At 48.6% G+C, this 26126-nt stretch carries 22 protein-coding genes; 18 read left to right on the forward strand and 4 right to left on the reverse strand.

Translation table 11 applies throughout. The features are described 5' to 3' along the window. The first annotated feature begins 127 nt into the window (after positions 1-127). The 3 genes from pflB to H8710_RS01870 all read left to right on the forward strand — a co-directional run bounded on the left by pflB (position 128) and on the right by H8710_RS01870 (position 4873). Positions 128-2359: a formate C-acetyltransferase gene (pflB, locus tag H8710_RS01860; protein ID WP_249293690.1), complete on the forward strand. Its 2232-nt coding sequence runs from the start codon at positions 128-130 to the stop codon at positions 2357-2359. A 67-nt stretch (positions 2360-2426) separates the two neighbouring features. Continuing rightward, positions 2427-3137, forward strand: coding sequence for a pyruvate formate-lyase-activating protein (gene pflA / locus H8710_RS01865; RefSeq protein WP_249293692.1), 711 nt, complete (start codon positions 2427-2429; stop codon positions 3135-3137). A 137-nt stretch (positions 3138-3274) separates the two neighbouring features. Then, positions 3275-4873 (forward strand): ABC-F family ATP-binding cassette domain-containing protein, encoded by a 1599-nt coding sequence (locus H8710_RS01870; RefSeq protein ID WP_249293693.1) that lies wholly within the window; start codon positions 3275-3277, stop codon positions 4871-4873. A gap of 76 nt (positions 4874-4949) precedes the next feature. Here H8710_RS01870 and H8710_RS01875 read toward each other — a convergent pair whose 3' ends face one another. The 4 genes from H8710_RS01875 to H8710_RS01890 all read right to left on the reverse strand — a co-directional run bounded on the left by H8710_RS01875 (position 4950) and on the right by H8710_RS01890 (position 8409). Continuing rightward, positions 4950-5540, reverse strand: coding sequence for a serine O-acetyltransferase (locus H8710_RS01875; protein WP_249293694.1), 591 nt, complete (start codon positions 5538-5540; stop codon positions 4950-4952). A gap of 177 nt (positions 5541-5717) precedes the next feature. Next, complete coding sequence (locus tag H8710_RS01880; protein ID WP_249293696.1) at positions 5718-7163, reverse strand: alanine/glycine:cation symporter family protein; 1446 nt, start codon at positions 7161-7163, stop codon at positions 5718-5720. A gap of 175 nt (positions 7164-7338) precedes the next feature. Then, entirely contained in the window at positions 7339-7665 is a 327-nt protein-coding gene (locus H8710_RS01885; protein WP_249293697.1) for an AzlD domain-containing protein, read from the reverse strand. Between the two features lie 18 nt (positions 7666-7683). Further along, positions 7684-8409 (reverse strand): AzlC family ABC transporter permease, encoded by a 726-nt coding sequence (locus H8710_RS01890; RefSeq protein WP_249293698.1) that lies wholly within the window; start codon positions 8407-8409, stop codon positions 7684-7686. 801 nt (positions 8410-9210) lie between these two features. Between H8710_RS01890 and H8710_RS01895 the strand changes: the two genes are divergently transcribed. The 15 genes from H8710_RS01895 to H8710_RS01965 all read left to right on the forward strand — a co-directional run bounded on the left by H8710_RS01895 (position 9211) and on the right by H8710_RS01965 (position 26124). Further along, positions 9211-10476 (forward strand): SPFH domain-containing protein, encoded by a 1266-nt coding sequence (locus H8710_RS01895; RefSeq protein ID WP_249293701.1) that lies wholly within the window; start codon positions 9211-9213, stop codon positions 10474-10476. A gap of 105 nt (positions 10477-10581) precedes the next feature. Beyond that, on the forward strand, positions 10582-12066 hold the full coding sequence (glpK, locus tag H8710_RS01900; RefSeq protein ID WP_249293703.1) for a glycerol kinase GlpK: 1485 nt from the start codon (positions 10582-10584) through the stop codon (positions 12064-12066). Between the two features lie 178 nt (positions 12067-12244). Then, positions 12245-12829, forward strand: coding sequence for a chromate transporter (locus tag H8710_RS01905; RefSeq protein ID WP_249293704.1), 585 nt, complete (start codon positions 12245-12247; stop codon positions 12827-12829). Between the two features lie 35 nt (positions 12830-12864). Continuing rightward, the gene (locus H8710_RS01910; RefSeq protein ID WP_249293705.1) at positions 12865-13428 is read left to right on the forward strand and encodes a chromate transporter; all 564 of its coding nucleotides are present in this window, start codon (positions 12865-12867) and stop codon (positions 13426-13428) included. Positions 13429-13877: 449 nt separating this feature from the next. Beyond that, positions 13878-14903, forward strand: coding sequence for a resuscitation-promoting factor (locus H8710_RS01915; protein WP_249293706.1), 1026 nt, complete (start codon positions 13878-13880; stop codon positions 14901-14903). A gap of 701 nt (positions 14904-15604) precedes the next feature. After that, positions 15605-16600 carry an ABC transporter substrate-binding protein gene (locus tag H8710_RS01920; RefSeq protein ID WP_249293707.1) on the forward strand — a complete coding sequence of 332 codons (996 nt, stop codon included), beginning with the start codon at positions 15605-15607 and terminating at the stop codon, positions 16598-16600. Positions 16601-16690: 90 nt separating this feature from the next. Next, entirely contained in the window at positions 16691-17581 is an 891-nt protein-coding gene (locus H8710_RS01925; protein WP_249293708.1) for an ABC transporter permease, read from the forward strand. After that, positions 17568-18359 carry an ABC transporter ATP-binding protein gene (locus tag H8710_RS01930; RefSeq protein ID WP_249293709.1) on the forward strand — a complete coding sequence of 264 codons (792 nt, stop codon included), beginning with the start codon at positions 17568-17570 and terminating at the stop codon, positions 18357-18359. The genes H8710_RS01925 and H8710_RS01930 overlap by 14 nt, the downstream gene beginning before the upstream one ends. A gap of 130 nt (positions 18360-18489) precedes the next feature. Beyond that, on the forward strand, positions 18490-18882 hold the full coding sequence (locus tag H8710_RS01935; RefSeq protein WP_249293711.1) for a BlaI/MecI/CopY family transcriptional regulator: 393 nt from the start codon (positions 18490-18492) through the stop codon (positions 18880-18882). Beyond that, positions 18882-20333 (forward strand): M23/M56 family metallopeptidase, encoded by a 1452-nt coding sequence (locus H8710_RS01940; protein ID WP_249293713.1) that lies wholly within the window; start codon positions 18882-18884, stop codon positions 20331-20333. The genes H8710_RS01935 and H8710_RS01940 overlap by 1 nt, the downstream gene beginning before the upstream one ends. Before the next feature lie 301 nt (positions 20334-20634). Then, complete coding sequence (locus tag H8710_RS01945) at positions 20635-21720, forward strand: PucR family transcriptional regulator (protein ID WP_249293714.1); 1086 nt, start codon at positions 20635-20637, stop codon at positions 21718-21720. 153 nt (positions 21721-21873) lie between these two features. Further along, positions 21874-22557 (forward strand): cell division ATP-binding protein FtsE, encoded by a 684-nt coding sequence (ftsE, locus tag H8710_RS01950; RefSeq protein WP_249293715.1) that lies wholly within the window; start codon positions 21874-21876, stop codon positions 22555-22557. Then, positions 22547-23452 carry a permease-like cell division protein FtsX gene (ftsX, locus tag H8710_RS01955; protein ID WP_249293717.1) on the forward strand — a complete coding sequence of 302 codons (906 nt, stop codon included), beginning with the start codon at positions 22547-22549 and terminating at the stop codon, positions 23450-23452. The genes ftsE and ftsX overlap by 11 nt, the downstream gene beginning before the upstream one ends. Positions 23453-23492: 40 nt before the next feature. Then, positions 23493-24701: a murein hydrolase activator EnvC family protein gene (locus H8710_RS13435; RefSeq protein WP_249293718.1), complete on the forward strand. Its 1209-nt coding sequence runs from the start codon at positions 23493-23495 to the stop codon at positions 24699-24701. A gap of 232 nt (positions 24702-24933) precedes the next feature. Next, positions 24934-26124 carry a S41 family peptidase gene (locus H8710_RS01965; RefSeq protein ID WP_249293720.1) on the forward strand — a complete coding sequence of 397 codons (1191 nt, stop codon included), beginning with the start codon at positions 24934-24936 and terminating at the stop codon, positions 26122-26124. Positions 26125-26126 lie beyond the last annotated feature (2 nt).

Here is a 26126-nt window from a genome sequence, read left to right on the forward strand (position 1 = left end):
TTGATAGAAAGTGCGGAACGTGAAAAATAATTTTCATGCTGCGTTTTGTGCTTTTGCCGCGGGAGTTATTGCGGCAATCTCGGGGTTGCCGGGAGCGGCACAAATTCCGTTAGAAAGGACGATCACAATGAATTTTGAACAGTGGGATGGATTTAAACCGTCGAAATGGCAGGATGAAATCAACGTTCGGGACTTCATTCAGCAGAATTATACCGTCTATGAAGGGGACGAGAGCTTTCTTTCGGGAGCGACAGAGCGGACAAATCATCTGATGAAGCGGCTTAACAACCTTTTGCAGGTAGAAAGAGAGTACGGCGGGGTGTTGGACATAGATACCGCTACTGTTTCTTCCCTCACAAGCTATAAGCCCGGCTATCTCGACAAAGAAAAAGAGCTGATCGTGGGCTTGCAGACCAACCGCCCCCTCAAACGGGGTGTCAATCCCTTCGGCGGCATCCGAATGGCCAGAAATGCCTGTGAAGCCTACGGTTATCAGATGTCGGAGAAAATCGAGGAGGAATTCACCTACCGGACCACCCATAACGACGGGGTGTTCCGGGTCTACACCGACGAGATGCGCAAAGCCCGTAAAAGCGGCGTTATCACCGGCCTTCCCGACGCATACGGCCGCGGCCGCATCATCGGCGACTACCGGAGAGTAGCACTGTATGGAATTGACGTCCTCATCGAGCAGAAACAGAAGGACAAGGCGGAAAAAGGCAGAATGCTGATGGACGTGGAGAACATCCGTCTGGCGGAGGAGTTGTACCAGCAGATCAACTTCCTCGGCAAGCTGAAGGAAATGGCCGCCATGTACGGCATCGACATTTCAAAACCCGCCTCCAGCGCCAGAGAGGCCATCCAGTGGACCTATTTCGGCTATCTTGGCGCCATCAAGGAGCAAAACGGTGCCGCCATGTCGCTGGGACGGGTCAGCACTTTCCTCGACATCTACATCCAGCGGGATATGGAGAGAGGAATCCTTGACGAGCAGGGCGCACAGGAGCTGATGGACGACTTTGTCATGAAGCTCCGCATGGCCCGGCACCTGCGCACGCCCGAGTACAACGAGCTTTTTGGCGGCGACCCCATGTGGATTACCGAAAGCGTTGGCGGCGTGGGCGAAAACGGAGTTCCGTTGGTGACGAAAAACTCTTATCGGGTGCTCAACACCCTGTACACTCTGGGGTCCGCCCCGGAGCCGAACCTCACCATCCTCTGGTCGGAAAAACTGCCGGAGCCGTTCAAAAAGTTCTGCGCGAAAGTGTCCATCGACACCGATTCCATCCAGTACGAAAACGACGATTTGATGCGGCCTATCTACGGCGACGACTACGCTATCGCCTGCTGTGTCTCTGCCATGAAGGTGGGCAAGCAGATGCAGTTTTTCGGCGCCCGGTGCAATCTGCCCAAACTGTTATTGTTGGCGTTAAACGGCGGTCATGACCAGCTTTCCGGTATCGAGCTGGGGCCGAAAAAAGAGGTTTATCCCGACGAAGTGCTGGATTATGACAAGGTGATGGAGCGGTTTGAGGAATACCGCCAGTGGTTATGCAATCTTTACGTCAACACCATGAACGTCATCCACTACATGCACGATAAATACGCTTACGAAAAGACCCAGATGGCCCTTCACGACACCGATGTAGAGCGGTTCATGGCCTTTGGAGTGGCGGGACTTTCAGTCATCGCCGACTCCCTCTCCGCCATCAAGTTCGCCAAAGTCAAGACGATTCGGGACGAGGGCGGCTATATTAAGGATTTTGAGACGGTGGGCGACTTCCCCAAATACGGAAATGACGACGATAGAGTGGATGAGATCGCGAAAAATATGCTCATTGGCGTGTCCGACGAGCTGAAGAAAACGCCGGCTTACCGAAACGCCATGCACACTCTGTCGGCGCTGACCATCACTTCCAACGTGGTTTACGGCAAAAAGACCGGCTCCACCCCTGACGGACGGAAAAAGGGCGAGCCTTTTGCCCCCGGCGCAAACCCCATGCACAACCGGGAGACAAACGGGGCGCTCGCTTCCCTCAATTCGGTGGCAAAGATGCCTTACGAATACTGCCGGGACGGTATTTCCAACACCTTCTCCATCACACCTCAGGCTTTGGGCAACAGTGACGTAGAGCGGGTGCAGAACCTCACAACGGTGCTGGACGGGTACTTTAAGCAGATGGCCCACCACATTAACGTAAACGTGTTAAACAAGGAAAAGCTGATGGAAGCCTACGAAAATCCCGAGATGTACCCCAATCTGACCATCCGGGTTTCCGGCTATGCCGTCAACTTCCACAAGCTGTCGAGAGAGCAGCAGCGGGAGGTCATCAGCCGCACCTTCCACGACGCAATGTAACGAAAATGAATGAAAACCCGTCTCCCGCAGGGCGGGTTTTCAGTTTATATGGAGAGGAGGGACAGCAATGAAGGGAAGAATCCATTCCTATCAGAGTATGGGCACTCTGGACGGGCCGGGGGTTCGGTTCGTCGTCTTTATGCAGGGGTGCAAGCTCCGCTGCGGCTACTGCCACAATCCCGACACCTGGAAGATGGGGGAGGGGCTGGAGATATCGCCGGAAGAGGTATTGGAACGGGCGCTTCGTTACCGGAATTACTTTGGGTCTGAGGGCGGCATCACCGTCTCCGGCGGAGAGGCTTTATTGCAGGCGGAATTCGTGGCGGAACTGTTCACCCTCTGCCGGGAGGCGGGAATCCACACCGCCCTCGATACAAGCGGAAGCGTCTGGAACGAGGGGGTAAAGCGGCTTCTCAGCGTGACTGATTTGGTGCTTTTAGACATCAAGATGACAGATGAAGAAGGATACCAAAAATACATTGGATGTTCCCTCAAAGAGGTGCTCTTTTTTCTGGACGAGCTGCAAAGCCGGAAAATCGACACCTGGGTGCGGCAGGTCATCGTGCCGGGGCTTAACGACACGAGGGAAAATATTGAACGGCTCAACAGACTGATCGCCGGGCATACCTGTGTCAAAAGGGTAGAGCTTTTGCCCTTTCGGAAGCTATGTAAGGAAAAGTACGAGCGGATGGAATTACTGTTTCCCTTCGGCCGATACCCGGAAGGGACGGCAAAACAGGTGAGCGAGCTGCAAAAACAGGTGGTTTTGCCTCGATAGTAGCCAAAAACACCTCCGGTTTTTCTAAAAATTGCATGGATTGTGAGAAAAAACAGCAAAGGCCGGTTTTGACCTTTGCTGTTTTTGTCTTTTGTGTTATGATGGAAACCGGAATGTAAAATGGAAAGGACTATGCTATGATTACTGTATCGGATGTGAGCCTTGCCTTCGACGGGCAGGATTTGTTTAAACACGTGGACTTAAAATTCACCGAGGGGAACTGCTATGGCGTCATCGGCGCCAACGGAGCGGGAAAATCCACCTTTCTGCGGATTTTGTCGGGGGATTTGGAGCCCTCCACCGGCACCGTCGTCATGGACGCGAAAAACCGGATGTCGGTGCTCAAGCAGGATCACTACGCTTATGACCAGTACACCGTTTTGGACACCATCATTATGGGGAATCAGCGCCTCTACGACATCATGAAGCAAAAGGTCGCCCTTTACGAAAAAGAGGATTTTTCCGAGGAGGACGGCATTCTCGCCTCTGAGCTGGAATACGAGTTTGCCGAGTTAAACGGCTGGGACGCGGAAACCGAGGCCGGCAAGCTTTTGCAAGGGTTGGGCCTTAGCCTCGAGCTGCTGGAAAAAGAGATGAGCAGTTTAGGCGGCAAGGAAAAGGTCAAGGTGCTGCTCGCTCAGGCGCTCTTTGGCCAGCCCGACGTCATTTTGCTGGACGAGCCGACAAACCATCTGGACACGGCGTCCATCCGGTGGCTGGAAGACTTTTTGATGGACTATCCGGGTACTGTCATCGTCGTATCCCACGACCGTCACTTTTTAAACAACGTCTGCACCCACATCGTGGATGTGGACTACAACAAGATTAAGATTTACGTGGGCAACTACGATTTTTGGTACGAGTCGAGCCAGCTGATGCAGCGGATGATCCGCGACCAGAACAAAAAGGCCGAGGATAAAATCAAGGAGCTGCAAAGCTTTATCCAGCGGTTCTCCGCCAACAAATCAAAATCCCGTCAAGCTACCTCCCGCAAAAAGCTTCTGGACAAGCTGACGGTGGAGGAAATGCCCGCCTCGTCGAGGCGGTACCCCTTCGTGGGATTTCAGATGGACCGGGAGCCCGGCAAGGAAATCCTGTCAGTGGACGATTTGACCAAAACGGTGGACGGGGTCAAAGTCCTCGACCACGTGACCTTCCGGGTGGGGAGAGAGGACAAAATCGCCTTTGTCGGCGAAAACGAGCTGGCGACCACCACGTTGTTTCAGATTCTCGCCGGAGAGCTGGAGCCGGATGAAGGAAGCTACAAATGGGGCGTCAGCACCAGTCAGTCCTACTTTCCGAAAGACAATACCGCTTATTTTGAGGGCTGCGATTTAAGCATCCTTCAGTGGTTAGAGCAGTACGCCCGGGATACCACTGAAAGCTATCTTCGCGGCTTCCTCGGCAAAATGCTCTTTTCCGGCGACGATGTGACAAAGCAGGTGAAAGTGCTGTCCGGCGGTGAAAAGGTGCGCTGTATGCTGTCGCGGATGATGATGTTCGGCTCCAACGTGCTGATGCTGGATCAGCCGACCAACCATCTCGACTTGGAATCCATCACGGCGGTCAACGACGGGCTCATCAATTTTAAGAGCGTTGTGCTTTTTGCCTCTTATGACCACGAGTTCATCCAGACGGTGGCAAACCGCATCATGGAGCTGACGCCGGAGGGAAAACTCATCGACCGGTTGTCCAGCTATGACGAATATCTGGAATGGAAAGACGAGCAAAAATAAGGATCAAAAAATACCCTCTGCCAATTGGCAGAGGGTATTTGGCTGTTTATTAGAAAAATTTTTAGCAGGGCAGGTTTCAGACCTTTTCGTCTTGAAACAGTCCCTTAGCCAGATTGCTCCGGGAGCTGTTGTCGCTGATTTTTTTGGCCGGAATGCCGCCCCAGGTGGTTCCCGGCTCTAAAATATCGCTTGTGACAACGGCGTTTGCGGCGATGGCAACGTCATCCGCGATGGTGACGCCGCCAATGATTTTTGCGCCAGTGCCGATAAAGCAGTTGTCGCCGATTTTCGGGGCGTCGTCGGTGCCGTTGGTGGCGCCGAGAGTAACGGTTTCGTGGATACGGCAGTTTTTACCGATGCGCGCCTTGTAATTGACCACCAGACAGCCGTAATGGGCGATGGAAAGCCCTTCTTCAAAGGTGCCGACAGGGATGCTGAACCCCAGCTTGATGCTGAGGCGTTTAAAGGAGAGCCGATTGAGCAGGTAAAGGGGCAGGTGCAGATACTTATGTGCACCGGAAAGGCACTGGTGATATTCCAGTTTGCGCATGAGGATTTCAAACTTCCAAATTTCCTCTCCGATGAGCGGGGGGCGTTTTCTGGTTCTACGCAGGGCGATGCGGTCCCGCTCCAGATAATATTTATAATCCGCTTTGTTTTGAATCATCTTAAAACTCCTATGTTGGCCTATTTACAACAGCAATATTGGAACAGAGCAATGGGTTTGCCGAGAGCAAGGTCTTTAAAGCCCTATTTCTTTCATATTCTAACATTGGCCGACTAACTTGTCAATCAAATAACTTTTATAAAGCCACTTGTCAGCTATTCTGACAAGTGGCTGTGATTACTCGACTGTTTCTGTGATAGAGGAAACTGCTTCCTCTTCGGAAGAAGGAAGGGTGTTTTGAGTAACGGCATGTTTTTGCAGCTTATCGGCTTTTTTCTTGGCGTCATACAATTTGGAGGCGGTGACCACCACGCCGCTCAGCGCCAGAACACCCAGCAGGTTTGGAATGACCATCAGACTGTTAAAAAAGTCCGCCAGCGCCCAGACGGTGTCAACCTTGAGGAAGGAGCCAACAACGATAAAGGCAATCACCAGTGCAGCGTAGATTTTGACCGCTTTTTTGCCGAACAGGTAAGAGACGTTGATTTCACCGAAGAAATACCAGCTGATAATCGTCGAAAAAGCGAAAAACAACATGCAGATAGCGACGAAAATGATTCCAGCATTACCGAAGGTGCCAGCAAAAGCAGATTGGGTCAATTCGGTGCCGGTAACGGTGCCGTCGATGTTGACGCTAGTCAAAATAACAAGTGCTGTGAGAGTGAGAACGATAAATGTGTCGATAAAAACGCCCATCATGGCGACAATGCCCTGATCACAAGGATCTTTAACTTTGGCCGTGGCGTGAGCGTGAGGGGTAGAACCCATGCCGGCTTCGTTGGAAAAGAGGCCGCGAGCCACGCCGTATCGGATAGCCTTCTGCACCGTAACACCTAAGACGCCGCCTGCCACTGCGGTAGGATTGAAAGCACCCACAAAAATGGCGGAAAAAGCACTGCCGATGTGACGGTAGTTAACACAGATAATCGCCACAGAGCCCACCATATAAAAAAGAGCCATAATGGGAACAATTTTTTCGGTAAAGGAGGCAATGCGCCCCACGCCGCCTAAAAAGATAAACCCTGCAATGGCGGCTACGATGATGCCCACAATCCAAGGTTTAATGTGGAAGGCGGTTTGAAACGCGCTTCCAATGGAATTGGACTGCACCATATTGCCCATGAAACCTAGAGCGAGAATAATGAAAACGGAAAAAAGGCCGGCTAAAATTTTGCCCAGTTTTCCTTTAAAAGCAGCGCGAATGTAGTAGACGGGACCGCCGGTGACATTCCCGTCCTTATCCACTGTCTTATATTTTTGAGCGAGGGTGGCTTCCGCGTAGATCGTAGCCATGCCAAAAAAGGCGCTCACCCACATCCAGAAAATAGCGCCAGGACCGCCTGACACGATGGCGGTAGCCGCTCCGGCCAGATTCCCGGTTCCCACCTGGGCCGCGATGGCTGTGGTCAGTGCCTGGAAAGAACTCATACCGTCTTTTCCGGCCTTATCGCCCTTTAGTTTGATGTTGCCAAAAGTGGCTTTGAGTCCCGCGCCGAATTTGCGGATCTGAACAAATTTGAGCCGGATGGTAAAGTAGATGCCCGTCCCACAAAGCAGAATGAGCAAAATATAATTTTGTAGGAAATCGCTAATGGCGGTAATCACGTCATTAATATAATTCAAAGCTATACTCCCCTAATTCGACATAATGATACCATTATATAATGTTTTTAGAGGAGGGTCAAGAAATTGACAAAAATTTATCAATTTTCCCGTTGTTGCACAAAAGCTTCTATTGATTCTGATGGAAAGTGCATAGAAAAACCGGCAAAAAACCGCCGGCTGGATACAAAAATGATTATATCGACTGGAGATATGTCAATATCTGTTCAGTGACAAACACCACTGCTGTAGCGGACAACGCCACTGTTAAAAGGCCTCTGCCAAAGTAGGCTAGAGCAATGGCAGCCGCCGTTCCTGCAAGAGCAGAAATAAAACTGGAGGTAGAACTGAAAATTTCCGGAAAGGTCATGGCTGCCAGCACAGCATAGGGCACATAGGCCAGAAAAGACCGGATGAATTTATTCTGGATTTTCTTTTTAAAGATGGCCAGCGGCAGCATTCGCGGCAGATAAGTTACAAGCGCCATGATAAAAATAGCCAGCAGGATTCTTTGGTAATCCATAAAACTCCTCCCTTTCGTTTACACGGACTCTTCTTCGTCCACCGGGAACCGGTAGGCAGCAAAGGCGGAGGCCGCAACGGCGCAGATAATGATGATCCATCCGCTGGACAGTTCTTTGAGCACCGGCGTCCAATGAAGGATACAGCTGAGCGCCACGGCAATAAGAACAGTGATGAGGACGGGTTTAGCTTTTCGGCAGGGGGGGATAATGATAGCGAGGAACATGCCATAAATGGCGATTCCTAAGGCGCTTCGGAGGGCAAGGGGAAGAATACTGGTCGCTGCAGCGCCGAGAAAGGTGCCCAGTGCCCACCCAATGTATGGAGTGGCGATTAGCCCTGCCAGATAGGGGGCGGTAACTGCTCCCTGCTGCTGCATGGCGACGGCAAATACCTCGTCGGTGTTTCCAAACGAGAGAATACAGCGTTCCAAGGTGGTCATTTTTTCGTCTACCTTCTGGGAGAGGGAAAGGGACATGAGCATGTAGCGGATGTTAATGACAAATGTGGTAATGGCGATTTCCAAGTACATGCCTCCGGATAGAATGAGGCTGGTCCCGGCGAACTGTCCCGCCGAGGTAAAGTTCGACATGGATATCAAAACCGCTACCCACACGGGGAGACCGTTTTCCGCTGCCATCATGCCGAACGCAAAAGATACAGACAGATATCCAAGGCAGATTGGAAGGCCGTCCTTTGACCCTTTGAGAAAGGCGGGCAGCTGTTTACGGGAGGAAGTTGACATAGGAAGATCCCTCTAATCAAACAATTTCAAGTAAAGAGTTTGTCTTGCAAAGCACGGCACACATTGTGTGCCGTTAGTGGATATTATACCATATCCGCAAATTCCGCAGGAATTTGTAGGCGGGTTTACCCGCCGTAGTTCTGCTTTGGCAGAACCGGATAATGATAAAATAAACGCAATGTCAAATCACCTTGTTTTGGCAAGCCGCATTTATGCGGCCGAAGGTTTTCTGTGAAAACCTTCGTTGATTGTGTTTATTATACCATAAATTCGCCCGCTTTAGCGGGCAGAAAGACGCGAAGCGACTTTGTCGGCCGTGCAGCGGACGGGAGTTATGATTCAATGTTCTCACTTATCCTGCGGCAGCGGGATAAAAGCGCCTTTTAAGCGCTTTGCAAACAGCAAAGCTGTTTGCTTATGAGGCTATTATACCATATTTGTTTTCTATGCAAGAAGTCCGGTTTTGACCGTCCTTCGGCGGGCAAAATTGAGGATGGAATCCTCAAAGGGGTTCTTCAGTGATAAACGCAGTTTTACTGCGTTTATTATACCATTTTTTCACCTATGTGTGGCAAAACAGACGAATTTTGGCAAAATTTCTGCATTCTGTCAAGAATGTTCCATCCTTTTCCAGGATTTTTGTTGAGATTCATGAGGGAGTGTGCTATACTGTTAGCAAAGTTCACCCACGATTTACTGCACTGCAGGTTTTGTATAATAAAACTTCTGGGGAACAAAAATATAAACCTTGTAAACTCAATTCAGTTTTTATTTTCGACTGTATGCAAAAAGGAGAATACTATGGGCATTATTAGAGCGATAACAGGTGCTATTGGCGGCGGATTGGCCGACCAGTGGTTAGAAGTCATCGAAGCCGGAAACATGAGCGACAGTACGGTGTTCTGCGCAGGCATTCCGGTACGGCGGGGCGACAGGCGAAATCAGAATAAAAAAGGGAGCGCCGATGTTATTTCTGACGGTTCGGTCATCCACGTCCAGGAAAACCAGTTCATGTTGCTGGTAGATGGAGGAAAAGTTGTCGATTACACGGCCGAACCAGGCTACTTTGAGGTGAGGGGCAGCTCTGCACCGTCGATGCTGAACGGACAGTTCGATAAGGCGCTTCATGAGACTTTTAACCGTATTCGGTTTTCCGGTGTGACGCCCTATGAACAGAAGGTCTATTTTATCAATTTGCAGGAAATTAAAAATATCGCTTTTGGGACGGTTAATCCTATCAACTATTTCGATAACTTTTATAACGCAGAGCTGTTTTTGCGGGCCCACGGATATTTTTCCATCCGGATTGTAGAACCGTTGAAATTTTATGCCGAGGCCATTCCCAGAAACGCCGAGAGCGTGGATATTCAGGATATTCATAAGCTGTATCTGTCGGAGTTCTTAAATGGTTTGCAGGCGGCGATCAACCAGATGTCGGTGGATAACATACGCATTTCTCACGTTGCCTCAAAGGGTGTGGAACTGGCCCGTTACCTATCGACGGCGCTGGACGAGGAGTGGACTCAGAAACGGGGTATGACCATCGAATCGGTGGGTATCCAGAGTATTTCCTATGACGAAAATTCCAAAAAGCTTATCGAGCGTCGCAACGAAGGCGCTATGCTTTCCGACCCGGGCATTCGGGAAGGTTATGTGCAGGGGGCGGTCGCCCGAGGCATGGAGGCGGCCGGTTCCAACAAAAACGGTGCTATGATGGGCTTTGCGGGGCTTGGCGTCGGGATGCAGGCGGGCGGCGGTTTTGTAGGAGCAGCCAGCGCTGCTAATCAAAGTCAAGCGGCGCGTGAGACTGAGGCCAAAAAGCAGTCGGTGCAGGGCTCTTGGAAATGCTCCTGTGGGCAAGAAAATACCGGTGCGTTCTGTCAAAACTGCGGCAGGGAGAAAGCTTCTTCCGGGAGCTGGAAATGTTCCTGTGGACAGGAAAACACCGGGAACTTCTGCTCAAACTGCGGCAGCAAGCGACCGGAAAGCGGGAAATGCCCCAAATGCGGCTGCATTCTGAGTAAAGAGGCGAATTTCTGTCCGGAATGCGGGCAAAAGGTGAAATAATTTCCGTTTTTTCTATATAATAGAATAAAGATGTTGCCGCCCGTCTATCGACGGGGCGGCAATTTTTGAAATTTTGGAAATCATAATGTTGAGGGGGAAAATCCCATGAAAAAATACATTGTGTCGCTTGATCAGGGAACGACCAGCTCCCGGGCGGTGATTTTTGACCAAGACCGCAATATCGTCTATATGGCTCAACGGGAATACAAGCAGATTTATCCCCATGAAGGCTGGGTAGAGCATGACCCGCTGGAAATTTACGCTTCTCAGTACGGAGTGCTTGTCGACGTGCTTTTGATGAGCGGCATTACCGCAGAAGAAGTGGATAGCATTGGTATCACCAATCAGCGGGAAACCACTATTGTTTGGGAAAAGGACACAGGTAAGCCTGTCTATAACGCCATCGTCTGGCAATGTCGGCGCACAGCCGCTATCTGTGAACAGCTGGAGGCCAGCGGCTACAGTGATTACATCCGGGAGACCACTGGTCTGCTCATTGACGCTTATTTCAGTGGAACGAAAATCAAGTGGATCCTCGATCATGTGGAAGGGGCAAGAGAACGGGCTAAACGGGGTGAGCTTCTTTTTGGAACGGTAGATACTTGGCTGATGTGGAAACTGTCAGGAGGAAAAATATATGCCACTGATTATACAAACGCCTCCCGGACCATGCTGTTTAATATTCACAGCTTAAAATGGGATGAAAAGATTCTCGATGTACTCGATATTCCCAAGGAGATGCTTCCTCCAGCCAAGCCTTCCAGCTATTTTTACGGGATGGCGCAGATTGGCGGCTGTGAAATCCCCATTACAGGAGTAGCAGGAGATCAGCAGGCCGCTCTGTTCGGGCAGGGCTGTTTTGAGAAGGGAGAGGCGAAAAACACCTATGGCACAGGCTGCTTTTTGCTGATGAACACCGGGGAAACCCCATGCTTCAGTAACCACGGTATGCTGACGACTATCGCCGCCAGTATGGAGGGACAAACCCAGTACGCCATTGAGGGAAGCGTTTTTACCGGCGGTTCGGTTGTCCAGTGGCTTCGGGATGAGATGCGGCTCATTGGGGATTCCTCCGATTCTGAATATTACGCCAAAAAGGCGGGAGGGAACGGCGGCGTTTACATGGTGCCCGCCTTTACCGGGTTGGGCGCGCCCTACTGGGATATGTTCGCCCGAGGGACGATTATCGGCATCACTCGGGGCACGAATGCTTCCCATATTATAAGGGCTGCCCTGGAATCCATCGCCTACCAGTCAAAAGAACTTTTAGACGCAATCGTCGCAGACACCGGCATTGAACTTCATCAGCTCAAAGTAGACGGCGGTGCGTCAGCAAACGGGTTTTTGATGCAGTTCCAGGCGGATATTATCGGCCGGCCAGTGCTGCGCCCCATGGTGCGGGAAACAACCGCTTTAGGGGCGGCATTTCTGGCTGGTTTACAGACAGGATTCTGGAAAAAAGAAGAACTCTGCGCTGAAGGGCAAGCCGATTGCGTCTATGAACCATCCATGTTGCCGGAGGAGCGGGAAAGACTCCTTCGAGGCTGGAAAAAAGCGGTGGAGCGGGCACTTGACTGGGAGGAGAAGTAGAATATTTACTATACTTTTCGCTTCGTGAGATTATACGGTATATTTATTGCAAAAAACCGGCGGTATTTACCGCCGGTTTTTATCTCATAAGATTTTCCAATGAAAAATATGTGGTTATACTATTTTACGTATGAACAAAAAGAGAATATAATTAATAAGAAAAACAAGGAAAGAAGAGATGATATTGAAAAAAGACCTAAAATTTTATTGGAAACTCTTTTCCTCCACTTTTACCCTGAGTGCCTTTACCTTTGGCGGAGGGTTTGTTATCATTCCTTTGATGCGCAAAAAATTCGTGGAGGAGTACCATTGGATCGAGGAAGACGAAATGCTGGACATGACCGCTATCGCCCAGTCCTCTCCAGGAGCCATCGCCGTTAACGCATCCATCATCATCGGCTATCGTTTAGCTGGGGTTTTAGGCGCATTAGTCACTATTTTAGGAACAGTTTTGCCCCCTCTTATTATATTAACAGCCATATCATACTTTTACGCGGCCTTTCGCGATAACCTCACAGTACAGGCGCTGATGAGGGGGATGCAGGCGGGCGTTGCCGCAGTGATTATCGACGTTGTTTACACCATGGGCAGGAGCATTATCAAAGAAAAAAACATTCTGCCAATCCTTGTGATGATTACAGCGTTTGCGGCAGTTTACTTTTTTAATGTGAATGTAATGATCATCATTTTTGCCGCCGGGGTCATTGGATGCGGTACGATTTATCTGCAAACAAGCCAGGGGAAAAAAGGCCCTGCAAAATAGTTTCTTCTATAATAAATGTCGATAGGGAGTATAGAATGATTTATTTAAAGCTGTTTTGGAGTTTTTTCCAAATTGGGCTGTTCAGTATCGGAGGCGGATACGCTGCTATGCCGCTGATTCAAAATCAAGTAGTGGATATTAATCAATGGCTCACAATGCAGGAATTTGTAGATATTGTGTCCATTTCTCAAATGACGCCTGGCCCTATTGCAATCAACGCCGCCACCTTTGTTGGGACGAGAGTCACGGGACTAGCCGGCGCGTTAGCAGCTACTGCTGGGTGTGTCTTGCCGTCCTGCATTATCGTTTTGACGTTAGCGTATTTCTATTATAAATACCAGGGAGCCACACTTATAAAAGGCATCCTTCAGGGATTGCGTCCGGCAGTAGTGGCTATGATCGCGTCGGCAGGTTTTTCGATTTTGTGCCTGGCCCTGTTTGGGAATGGACAATTGATATTTCCTATTGGACAGGTAGACTGGTGGGCGGCGGCTATTTTTGCACTGTGTTTTTTGGTTTTGAGGAAATGGAAAGTCAATCCAATTTTGGTCATGTCGGGGGCGGGAGTCGCAGGGATATTGATTTACAGAATCCTCTAGCATACGAGCTGGACCTTTATTTTTCTCGGAAATGCGACGATATATTATATATTATGACTATATTTTATGCATATAATATATATTTATAGAAATAATCTTTCGATTAAAGTGCATAATATATATAATTATAAAATAAAACTAAAAAGGCCAAATTTGTGAAAAGTACCGAATTCTTTTTGTTACCGTATTGTAATTGTCCCCAAATAACAGCAAATATTCCCAGTTATTCCAGTTTAATTTCGGTAAGCGAAAAATTTATATTGTCATTTTGCACAAAAAATGAGAGATAAAATCTTTGACAAACTCCAATGTGATGAATAGAATGGAAACAAATCGGTTACAATGGTTTACAAGATGAAACCGTTATATAGCCGGGGCCCTAGCGGGAAGCCGGTTTTGAGAGTTCGCTTTAATAACCGATTTGGATTTTATCATGTGAAGGAGCAGTTATGAAATCAGTTTTATCTCGATTGGCAAAACCTGTTGCTCTCACCGTCGTTGCAGTGATGCTTTCCTCTATTCTGAGTGGTTTGGCCAGTTTCCACAGACTCGTGTATGTGGACGACGGTCAGCACAAACGAATTGTTTTGACAGAACTTGAGGATCCTAAGGAAATTTTGGAGGAAGCCAATATTCCTCTCAGCCAGTATGATACCTTTACCTACAGGGAAAGACGGAAACAGGTTTATGACTTGGATATTGACCGGGCTTATCCCGTATCGGTAAGGGCCGACGGGCAGCAGTACTGGGCTCCTATGAAAGGTGAGACCGTCGCCGTTGCTCTGGAGCGGGCTGGGATTACTCTCGGGGAGCAGGATACCGTTGTCCCAGCTCTCACTGAAACAGTAGCCGAGGGCACTAAAATCGTCGTAACGAGAATTTCCTACCGCACTCGTGAGGAAGTTTCTGAAATTCCCTTTGAGTCGAAGACGGAGCGGACACCAACCTTAAAAAATGGTGCTACCAAAATTATTACCGCAGGTGCTCCCGGACAGAAAACCACTGTCTACAGAGAGTATGTCGTTGACGGTGTCGTTCAAGAGTCCGAGGTGGTTGAAGAACGCATAGACAAAAAGCCTGTCAATGAAGTTGTACTTTTGGGTGACAAGACGGCTCCGGTATCCCCTCTTGCGGCCCCGGCGTCCCTGACGCTGGACGGCAAAGGCAACCCCACAAACTATGTTAAGAAACTGACCGGTAAGGGAACTGCCTACAGCGCACGCAAAGGCGCTAAAACCGCTAGCGGTCGATATGCAGTAGTAGGGCATGTAGCCGTTAACCCCAAAATCATCCCCTATGGCAGCAAACTTTATATTAAAGCGGCTGACGGATCGTTTACCTATGGCTATGCCATTGCAGCAGACACCGGAACAGCTTTGATGGACGGCCGCGTACTCGTTGACCTTTTCTTTGACACCAATCAGGAGTGTTACGCTTTCGGTGCCAAAAAGATGGAAGTTTACGTCTTGGAATAAAATATTTTCACTGCAAAAGAGAGCAAATCCCGGCGCCAAAGCCGGGATTTTTTGCCTTCATAAGCTGTGACAAGCTCCAGTGCACAGCGAGGTATTTTTTCAGTGTCAAATATTTTGCGAAAGGCCTTGACAAGGTTCATTTTTTGTGGTAGAGTATAGAAAACCTTTGAGAGGGAGATAAAACCGAAAGCGCACTCACAGAGAGCCGGGGATGCTGGGAGCCCGACAGAAACGCGGATCGGACAAATGGACCCTTGAGGGCGCAGGGAAAGGTTTACGCCGAGTATCATGCGACGTGGGCTCACGTTACAGAGCATAGAATGTGTCAGCATTCGTTGAGAGGGCGTTTACATAACGCCAAACAAGGTGGTACCGCAGGTTGCTTTTTAGGCGCTTGTCCTTGGACATTGGATCCGAGAGACAGGTGCTTTTTTCATTTTCTGAAACTTTTTGCAGGAGGGATTGGCATGAACCGTTTGATCATGCGCTTTGGATTTACCGGAATATGGCGACGCTGATTTTCGTACGCCGTATCCAATTGAACCGAAGATAGAAAAACCGGCTTGATGAACAGTTTTAAAGCAAACTCTTAGAATCAGGCAAGACTTGTTTTTGTTTGGGCCTTTGTGATTGGTATTGCTGTGATATTTTGCGGCTGAGCCAGAAAGATGCCCAGTTTTCAGAAAGGAATGAATATTGATATGAAAAAGTTTTTAAGTGTTTTGACCGCGTCTATTTTGACCGCCAGTATGTTCGCTTCTTGTGGAGAAAATGAAGGTTCTTCTCCCGTAACTGGCGAAATGAAGAAAATTGGTGTTGTCCAGATCATCGAGCATAAATCTCTGGACACCATTCGGGATAGTTTTACTGAGCAGATGGAAACCTTGGGTTATAAAGACGGTGAAAACTGCTCCATCCAGTACAAGAGTGCCCAAGGGGATCAGAATACGCTTAATTCTATCATCCAGGGCTTCCAGGGGGATGAGGTAGATGTAATTGTCGCTATCGCAACTCCTACGGCACAAGCTGCTGCTTCCGCTGCCAAGGACATTCCTGTGGTTTTCTCTGCCGTCACGGACCCTGTTTCTGCTGGCCTCGTTTCCGACATGGAGAAACCCGATAAAAACATTACTGGTACCTCCGATGCCGTTCAGGTGGAAAAAATCTTGAACCTGGCCCTTCAGCTGACTCCCGATATGAAAACTTTAGGTGTGCTCTACAATACTGGCGAAGCCAACTCCGAATCCAACCTTCAGAAAGCAAAAGCATTTGCAGAACAGCACAATCTGACGGTAGTGGAAGGTGTCGCCACCAACACCTCTGAGGTTCAGCAGGCTGCGCAGGTTCTGGCCGATAAGGTGGACGCTATTTTTGCTCCTAACGACAACACCATTGCAAACGCAATGGCAGCTGTTACCGAAGTGACCAAAAAGGCGAAAGTTCCGGTTTATACCGGTGCTGATTCCATGGTTTCAGACGGCGGTTTTGCTACCATCGGCATTGACTACACCGACCTTGGAAAAGAGACTGCCAACATGGCTGATGCTATTCTCAAGGGCACAAGCCCCGCCGATATTCCGGTGAAAGTGTTTAAAGATGATCTGAACACTTATATCAATGAAACTACCGCCAAAGAAATCGGCGTTACCATCCCCGATGAAATTCTCAATGGGGAAAGAGTCGTTTTGATGCAGTAATCCTATTGGCAGCAGAATATTTGCGGCGGTGTTTTCCGAAAGGGCACCGCCGTATTGGCTTTTTCACAACAGGCAAAGGAGTTAAACGCTATGTCTTTATCGGTTATACAGGGCGCCTTGGAATTGGGCCTGATATTTGCCATTATGTCCCTAGGCATCTTTATTTCGTTTCGTATCCTCAACATTCCAGACCTGACCATTGACGGCACCTTTACGTTGGGGACTTCGGTGTCAGCTATTTTTGCTGTCAATGGTCATCCGGTACTGGGTGTGATTCTCGCTATGGTCGCGGGAGGGTTAGCCGGATGCGTCACCGGCTTTTTGCAGACTAAAATGAAGGTCCAACCCATTCTGGCGGGCATCCTCACAATGACTGCATTATATTCAGTGAACCTTCGGGTAATGGGACAAAAGCCTAACCTTTCCCTATTTGATAAGGAAAGCATCTTTTCCGGCCTCACACAGCTTATGGGTGAGCAGTATGCCAACCTTATGATGATCGCCCTGATTCTCATCATTTCCCTCTTAGCTATTTACTTTTTCCTTAAAACCCAGCTAGGTATGTCTCTTCGGGCTACTGGGGATAACGAGGATATGGTGCGGGCATCCTCTATTAACTCCGATGCTATGAAAATTATGGGACTTGCCATTGCTAACGCTTTCGTGGCGCTGGCAGGTGCCATTCTCGCTCAATACCAAAGCTTTTCCGATGTCAGCGGTGGTATTGGCATGATGGTAATCGGACTCGCCTCCATTATCGTAGGTGAAGCGGTTTTTGGCCGTAAGTCCATCCTGCGGAGTCTATTAGCTGTTGTCGTCGGCGCGGTAATATACCGTTTTGTACTGACTATCGCTCTGCGTATTGGCTTAGAGGCGGGTGACTTAAAGCTATTCTCGGCTATTCTCGTCACCATTGCTATCTGCATTCCCACATTGAAGGGATTTATCATGAAAAGGAGGAGCCGCCGTGCTAAAAATTGAACACGTCAACATCACTTTTAATAAAAATACTGTTAACGAAAGGCGGGCCCTTCAGGATGTGAGCCTGACTCTGGAATCCGGGGACTTTGTCACCGTTATTGGTTCCAACGGCGCAGGAAAATCTACCCTTTTGAACGTGATTTCCGGCACCTACGAAGCCGACAGCGGCAATGTGCTTTTAGACGGCAAGGACATTACCTATCTGAAAGAGCACAGGCGCGCCCGAAAAATTGGCCGACTTTTTCAGGATCCTCTGAAAGGCACCGCCCCTCACATGACCATCGAAGAAAATTTGGGGCTGGCTTATAGCCGCGGAAAAAAACGGGGCTTTTCCATGGGGGTCAAAAAGTCTGATGAGGAGTTTTTCCGCGAAAAACTCCGTGAGCTGAACCTGGGGCTGGAAGATCGACTTAAGACCCCCATGGGGCTTCTGTCAGGTGGACAGCGGCAGGCGGTCACCCTTTTGATGGCAACTATCGTGACGCCGGCGCTCTTGCTCCTCGATGAGCACACGGCGGCCCTCGACCCCAAAACGGCAGAGCAGGTCATGCGTCTTACCGATGAAATCGTTAAAGAGCACAAAATCACGACCTTGATGATCACACACAACATCAAAAACGCCTTGGAGTATGGCAACAAAACGCTTGTTATGAGTCAGGGCAAGGCGCTCATGATGCTGGAGGGACAGGAACGGGCTAATATGACAGTGGAAAAGTTAATGGAGCTGTATTCCTCTACGGCGGAGGACAGTTTCACCGATAAAATGATATTGGATTAATCAAAATCGGCATTCTGGAAACAGGATGCCGATTTTTCAAAAAAAATTTTTCTTTTTCTTATTGACAAATGTAGAGAATGGTGATATATTGTAATAAATTGACAAATGTAGAGAAACGGAGGGCGCTACTATGCCACGGGAAACAAAGCAAGAATTGTATGAGGAACATCTGCCCGATGCAGAATTGGATGTTATGGGAGTTCTTTGGCGTTCTGACGAGCCATTGAAAACGGCAGACATCCATAAGGCACTGGAAAAGGAAAAAAATTGGTCCATTTCGACGGTGCACGCATTGCTGGCCCGACTGACGGAGCGGGGCTTTGTCGAGCTTCAGAAGAAGGGCAGGCTCAAGTATTACTCTGCGCTGGTAAAAAAAGAAAACTATCAAAAAAAGGAAACTAAAAACTTTTTGCAGAAAATCTACGCCAATTCGGCTAAAAGCCTTGTTGCCACCTTGGTGGAGGAGCAGGCTATTACCTCAGAGGAATGGCTGGAACTTTGTGCAATGTTTGAGGAGGAGTAATGGAACGGATTTTTCTATCAATCATTTTACTTAGTGCTGCCGCAGGAATTTTAGCATTGCTGCTGAAAGGGTATTTCCGTTTTTCAAAAAAGCAATACCGTGCCCGAACTAAGTGCATAGTCTGGGTCTCGCTGCTTGTGTCGATGATGCTTCCATTTTCCATAAATATCAAGAAGTCGTTTACAAGCGCTTTGCCATCGGGGGCAGTTTCCACACAAAATCAATTTACCTTGATTCCCGGTGTGATGACTGAGCCCGCTGGCTTCCAAATTCCGGAAAACAACTGGCTCACGGTTTTGACTTGGCTGTGGCTGGGCGGAACGGCGCTGATACTCCTTACAAAGCTGATTTGTTACACGATTTTTTCCATAAGGCTGAAACGTCAGGGAGAAATTGTCCAGGATGCTCCAAACAAAGAAGACATGCAGAAAATTTGCAGTAGGTTGGGCATCTCAAAAAACATAAAATTGTATCGGACCAAAGAAACCGATACACCTCTGCTGATAGGGATCTTTCGACCGGCTGTTTATCTGCCGGAAAATTCTATGCTGCCCGAGCAGGAGCGGTTGATTTTGTTTCATGAACTTTCTCATTACAAAAGCCACGACCTTTTCATCCGCTTCCTGTTGATGGTAGTCACAGCAGTTCACTGGTTTAATCCTGTAACCTATCTTATCAGCTCTGAATTAAAAGTTTCTATGGAAGAAGCCTGTGACGCCGAGGTGCTTCGGCAATGTGGCTTCGAAGCCCGCAAACTTTACGGGAAAACGGTTTTAGAAACCGCCTGCCGTCAAAAGGGGGGACTCCCACTGGTGTCGGCACCATTTGCAGCAGATCACAGCAGGCTAAAAGTCCGCTGCCAAAGAATTCTCAGCGATGATGATACTGCCTGCCGGGGAAAGGGGTTCATGGTGGGAGCCTGCTCATTAGTCGCGGTACTGGTGGTTGCCTGTGCGCTGATTCCCAAGCCTCAGGTTACCGCCGACGACCAAAATGTGCCTTCGACTTCCACCCAGCTGAGAACAGAACCTGCTGTGACACCGGATCAACTTGAAAACTGGCTATTCCCGGTAGCAGGGGATCTGAGTATAACAGCTCCTTACGGAAAAAACACCTTTGCCTTTCACAAAGGGCTGGACGTGACCCGGAACGGAATCTCCGGCGAGGAAATCCACGCGGCAAAATCTGGCGTGGTTGTGACCGCTAATACTGCCGCACATGCTTACGGCAACTATGTAGTCATTGACCATGGGGATGGGTATAAGACCCTCTACGCCCACTGCCAGTCGCTAACAGTGACAGAAGGGCAGCAGGTAGCTCAGGGAGAAACTATCGCTTTTGTAGGTTCTACCGGTAACTCAACCGGTCCTCATCTTCACTTTGAAGTGCAGAAGAACGGGAAGATATTGGATCCCACTCAGATTTTTCCTGATTTAAAAGAGCTAAGATAGTCTGCTGGTTTGATGAAATACCCCTCCTAAATTTACCAAATAAAAATTCAGCGTTTCGTAACAAATTTTTGGATGAATTATGGTACGATTTGAGTGATAATTTGTAATCATTTTGTAACTATTTCGCCTTTTTTCGAAATTTCTACAAAAAATATGCCGGTTTTCCTTGCTTTTTTGCTAAAAAAGAGGTAACATATATAATGTATACTTAGGGTAATAGTTTACCTGTGCCAGGATCGTTTTCTGCACGGGAGTTGTTGCTGCTTTGGAAACATTATATTGGAAAAAGGGGTAGTAAATTATGTCAAATCGACTTTTTCAGGGTGTAGTCCATCAGATGAGAGATGCCATTGACCGCGTGATCGGCGTAATTGACGAAACATCCGCTATCATTGCGTGCAGTGATCTGTCAAAGATCGGAAACAACAGCGATTATTATGCAGTTGATTTTGGTGACTCCCATGATGTATTCGTCCGGGACGGTTACACCTACAAGCCTTTTGGCCCCCATATCAAAGCCGATTATGCGGTCTTTGTGGAAGGAACCGATGAGACTGCGGCTCGTTATGCCCAAATTTTGTCTATTTCTCTTTCCAGCATTAAGCAGTATTATGACGAGAAATATGACCGCAACAATTTTATCAAAAACGTTGTTTTGGACAATATTCTCCCCGGCGACATCTACATCAAAGCACGTGAATTGCACTTTAACATCGATGTGAGCCGTGTGGCACTTCTTATCCGGGTTGTGACCACCAATGATGTTTCCGCTTACGAGGTTATCCAAAATCTGTTCCCTGATAAGCAAAAGGATTTTGTTTTTAACATCAGCGAGACGGACATCGTTTTGATCAAGGAAACAAAAGCGGGTATTGAGTCTAAAGATTTGGAAAAACTGGCTCGTTCTATCGTGGATACCCTCAGCTCAGAATTCTACACTAAGGCAGTGGTCGGCATCGGTACCAGTGTTGTCGGTGTCAAGGATTTGGCCCGTTCCTTTAAGGAAGCCCAGATCGCTTTGGAAGTTGGTAAGGTTTTCGATACCGAGGAATCCATCGTCAGCTATGACAACCTTGGTATTGCACGGCTGATTTACCAGCTGCCCACTACCTTGTGTGAAACCTTCCTGAAAGAAGTCTTTAAAACCGGTTCCATCGATTCGCTGGATCATGAGACTTTGTTTACCATTCACCGGTTCTTTGAAAACAACCTGAACGTTTCCGAAACATCCAGAAAACTGTTTGTTCACAGAAATACATTGGTTTACCGTCTTGAAAAAATTAAAAAACTCACCGGACTGGATTTGAGGGAATTCGACCACGCCATCATCTTTAAGATTGCGTTGATGGTCAAGAAATACCTCACCTCCAATCCAATGAAATTCTGAGTCCTCGCTTTCCGGGGCGTACAGAGAGAAAACAGGGGCAGGTAATATACCTGCCCATCGCTTTGGGGCTTCCCCAGTAACGGAGGAGGCTCTTTCCATTGGGAAAATCTCCACAGACAGAGAGATAAAGGGCGTTTGAGAGAGGATGTTAGCATGATCGATTTGATTGACGTCTCGTTTCAGTATCAAAACGGGACGGAGGCACTGAAAAATATCAATCTGCGGGTCAACAACGGGGAATTCGCCTTTGTTGTGGGTTCTTCTGGTGCAGGAAAAAGCTCAATACTAAAGCTTTTACTCCGGGAAGAAATCGCCACGTCGGGACAGGTTATCGTCAACGGCTACAACCTAAACCGATTGAAAAACCGGCAGATTCCCAATTTTCGAAGAAGTATCGGTGTGGTATTTCAGGATTTTAGACTGATTCCCAATATGACCATTTACGACAACGTGGCGTTTGCCCTCAGGGTGACCGACGCCTCGGTGAAAACCATTCGTCAGCAGGTGCCCTATGTGCTGGAACTGATGAATTTAAAACACAAGGCCCGTATGTACCCCTATGAAATTTCGGGCGGTGAACAGCAGAGAGTGGCCCTGGCGCGGGCGTTGGTCAACGATCCGCCCCTTATCGTGGCGGACGAGCCCACCGGAAACATCGACCCGGAATTCTCCTATGAGATCGTAGAGATGCTCAAGGCCATCAATAAATGCGGAACTACCATTCTAATGGTCACTCACGAGCACGACATGGTAAAATATTTCGGCGGACGCACAATTAACATCGAGGAAGGCTCCGTGGTGTTTGACGATTACATAGGAGGTGCCTATGAGGGCTAGCAGTTTCAGGTACCTCGTTAAAAACGGTATCAAAAATTTATGGAACAACCGCATGATGACAATCGCCTCTATAGGAACGCTCATCGCCTGCCTTTTGATTGTCGGCTTCGCGGTACTCTTCAGCATCAACGTGGACAACATCGTAAAATTCGTCGGCGAACAAAATGAAATCGTCGTGTTCGTTGATTTGGAGGCGCCGGAAGGGTACAGCGATACCCTGCGGTCCCAGCTGGATCAAATGGAGGGCCTGGGGGATATTACCTTTGTTTCCAAAGATCAGGCCATGGACGATGTCATTAACAAATATCTGGACGGCGACGTGGGACTGATGGATGGCGTGGAAAACGACTTTTTGCCGGAATCTTTCCGAGCCAAAATTCTGGATCCAGAGCATCTGGACTCCATTGTTGCTCAAATTAAGAGCATGGATTATATCCTTAAAGTGGACGCGCCTACCGATTTAAGCAACACCCTGATGCACATGCGGAAGATGGTCAACACCTTTGGAGGCGCGATCATCATCGCGCTGGTTATTGTTTCCCTTGTCATCATCACCAATACCATCCGGGCGTCGGTGTTCGCCCGGCGGAAAGAAATCAACATTATGAAATACGTAGGCGCCAACAACGCCTTTATCCGGGTTCCGTTCATCGTGGAGGGAATCACCCTGGGGCTCATCGCCGCGCTGGCGGCTTTCGGAATCATCTGGGGCGGCTACAATGTGTTCCTGAACGCGGTCACGTCGGAATCCAATACCTGGCTTGCCTCCATCTCCCAGAATCTGGTGCCATTTAAACACATCTCCTACCAGATTTTAGGGTACTTCCTCATCTCCGGCATCGTGGTCGGCGGCTTTGGAAGCGCCATGAGCATGAGAGGCCATTTGAAAGTTTAAGAGGAATAGTCGTCGCACAGAATAGGAAAGGGGCGGTATTGTGAAAAAAAAGAGAATTTGGGCGTTGATTACCGCACTGTGTCTGACCTGCACAGTTGGATTTGGAATGACGGGTGAACAGCCTATCAAGGTTTCGGCTGCCGACTCTCTCAGCGAGATTCAGCAAAAGCAAAAAGAAATTCAGAAGAAGCTAAACGAGGCAAAATCCAACCTGAACAGTGTCAATAAGCAGATTGGCGCGGAAAAACAAAAGCAAGAGGCATTGGACAATCAGATTTCTCTCAACCAGCAGAAAATCAACGTCCTCCAGCAAAGCATTTCAGCAATGAATGCCGACATCGCCGACAAAAACAACCAGATCGCGCAAAAAGAAGAGGATATTGCCAATAAGGAAATCGAGATCACCGATACATACGAAGCGTTCAAAAAGCGGATGCGCGCCATGTATATGGCGGGAGAGAACTCTTCTTTGGAGATGCTCCTTTCGGCGGAAAGTTTTTCCGACTTTTTGACAAACGCCGAGATGATGAAGGCTATTTCTGCTCACGATCAGCAGCTGGTGGAAGACCTGCGCGCCCAGAAAGCGGCTATCGAAGAGGAAAAGACCGGTATCGAACAGGACAAAGCGGCTATCGAGCAGCGCAAGCAGGAGATCATTATCCAGCGGGAGGACATTAAGGCGACCCAATCTGAGCTGGAGCAGGCCTATGCCCAGAGCAAAGATGCCATGCAGGATTATGGTGCCCTGAAAGACCAATACGAAAACAATCGGGATGCAGCCCTGGCGGAAGAAAAAGCCGTTGAGGCGGAGCTGCAAAACTGGTATAAGACTCATTCGTCCAACAGCTCTGACGGCTCCACCGCAAACAGCCAGTTTATCTGGCCATTGCCGGGGTACAGCAGGATTTCCTCTCCCTATGGGTCCCGTTGGGGTGGCTTTCACACCGGTATGGATATTACGGGCGGCGGCGTGTTCGGCGCAAATATTGTGGCGGCGGCTTCCGGAACAGTAATCCAGTCCACTAGCCACTACAGTTACGGAAACTATATCATCGTTGACCACGGCGGAGGATATTCTACCCTTTATGCGCACGCCAGTCAGCTTTTGGTCAGCATTGGCCAGAAGGTGGAGCAGGGACAGACCATTGCCAAAGTCGGTTCTACTGGAAATTCTACCGGTCCGCACCTGCATTTTGAGGTTCGAGTCAACGGCAAACATCAGAATCCCGCTAATTATGTGCATGCTTAATTTCGTGAATGTTTTAAAATAATTTAGAAAACCGGGTTAAAATATTTCTATTTTTTAAGTATAATGAGTATCAGGGCTGAATTTGTACGAAATAAGCGAAATATATTAATAACATCGTGTCAGGCGGCGGCGCGTGGAGCGCCGCTCCAAGTGTAAAGGCTCTATCGGGACGATAGAGCCTTTACACTTGGAATGCCGACCAATTTCATTACTCGAAAGTGAGGCAAACTGCATGAACAAAAAAATCTCTTTAGGAGTGGCGATTTGTTTTATGGCAATCGCCGCGGCGATTACTTTTACCATTACCATGTTCTTCTCACTCAATGTTTTCAACACGAAAATTGCCAATGTTGATGAGCGGGAGCACCTTTACAAAAAGCTGTCTGAAATCGACACTTACGTCCGCAACCAGTATTTGGGCGACATTGACGAGGAAAATCTTTTAAACTATGTGGCCAGAGGCTATATGGTGGGGATCGACGACAAATACGCCGCCTATATGACCCAGGAAGAGTATAAGTACTACCAACAAGAAAACGAAGGTACTTTAGTGGGTATTGGTACCACGGCCCGCAAGGACGACAGTGGCTATATTCTCATCGTAGACGTCAAGGAGGCCTCTCCTGCGGAAGCGGCGGGCATCCAGGCGGGGGATTTGATTGTCAAGGTCAACGAAGAGGACATTCTCACCATCGGATATACGCAAGCTATGTCCAATATCAAGGGCGAAGAAGGCACCAAAGTAAACCTTGCTCTTCGTCGGGAAGGCGAGGATTATTCGGTGGAGCTAACCCGGAAAAACATTCAGTCCTCTACCATCGAATACCGTCCTCTTGGCGAAAATGGCTACATCAAGATAAGTAATTTTGATGACACTACGGTGGACGACTTCAAATATGCTGTTTCTGATTTGAAATCTCAGGGCGTTAAGGGCCTGATTTTCGATGTACGGAATAATCCCGGCGGACTATTGGACAGTGTGGCGGATGTGCTGGATTACCTGCTCCCTGAGGGAGATCTCGTGTCTGAGACCAACAAAAAAGGTGAAACCAAGGTGCTCCGGACATCGGATTCCAGCTGTATTGAACTTCCGATGGTAGTTTTGGTGGACGGGGAGACTGCCAGTGCCGCCGAGTTGTTTGCCGCTGACCTCCGCGACTTCAAGGTCGCTGAACTCATCGGGCAGACCACCTACGGAAAAGGAATTATGCAGGGTGCATTTCCGCTGGAGGATGGCTCTGCTATTAAGATGACTGTTGGTTATTTTAATCCTCACAGCGGCGTGAATTTTAATGGCGTCGGCCTCAAACCTGATTACGAAGTCGCATTGACTACCGAGCAGAAACTGAATTTCGATACTCTGGATGAAACTTCTGATCCTCAGCTGATGAAGGCTATCGAAGTGCTGAATGCCAAAGAATAAAG

The organism is Fumia xinanensis (genome assembly GCF_014384905.1).
GTDB lineage: Bacteria > Bacillota > Clostridia > Oscillospirales > Ruminococcaceae > Fumia > Fumia xinanensis.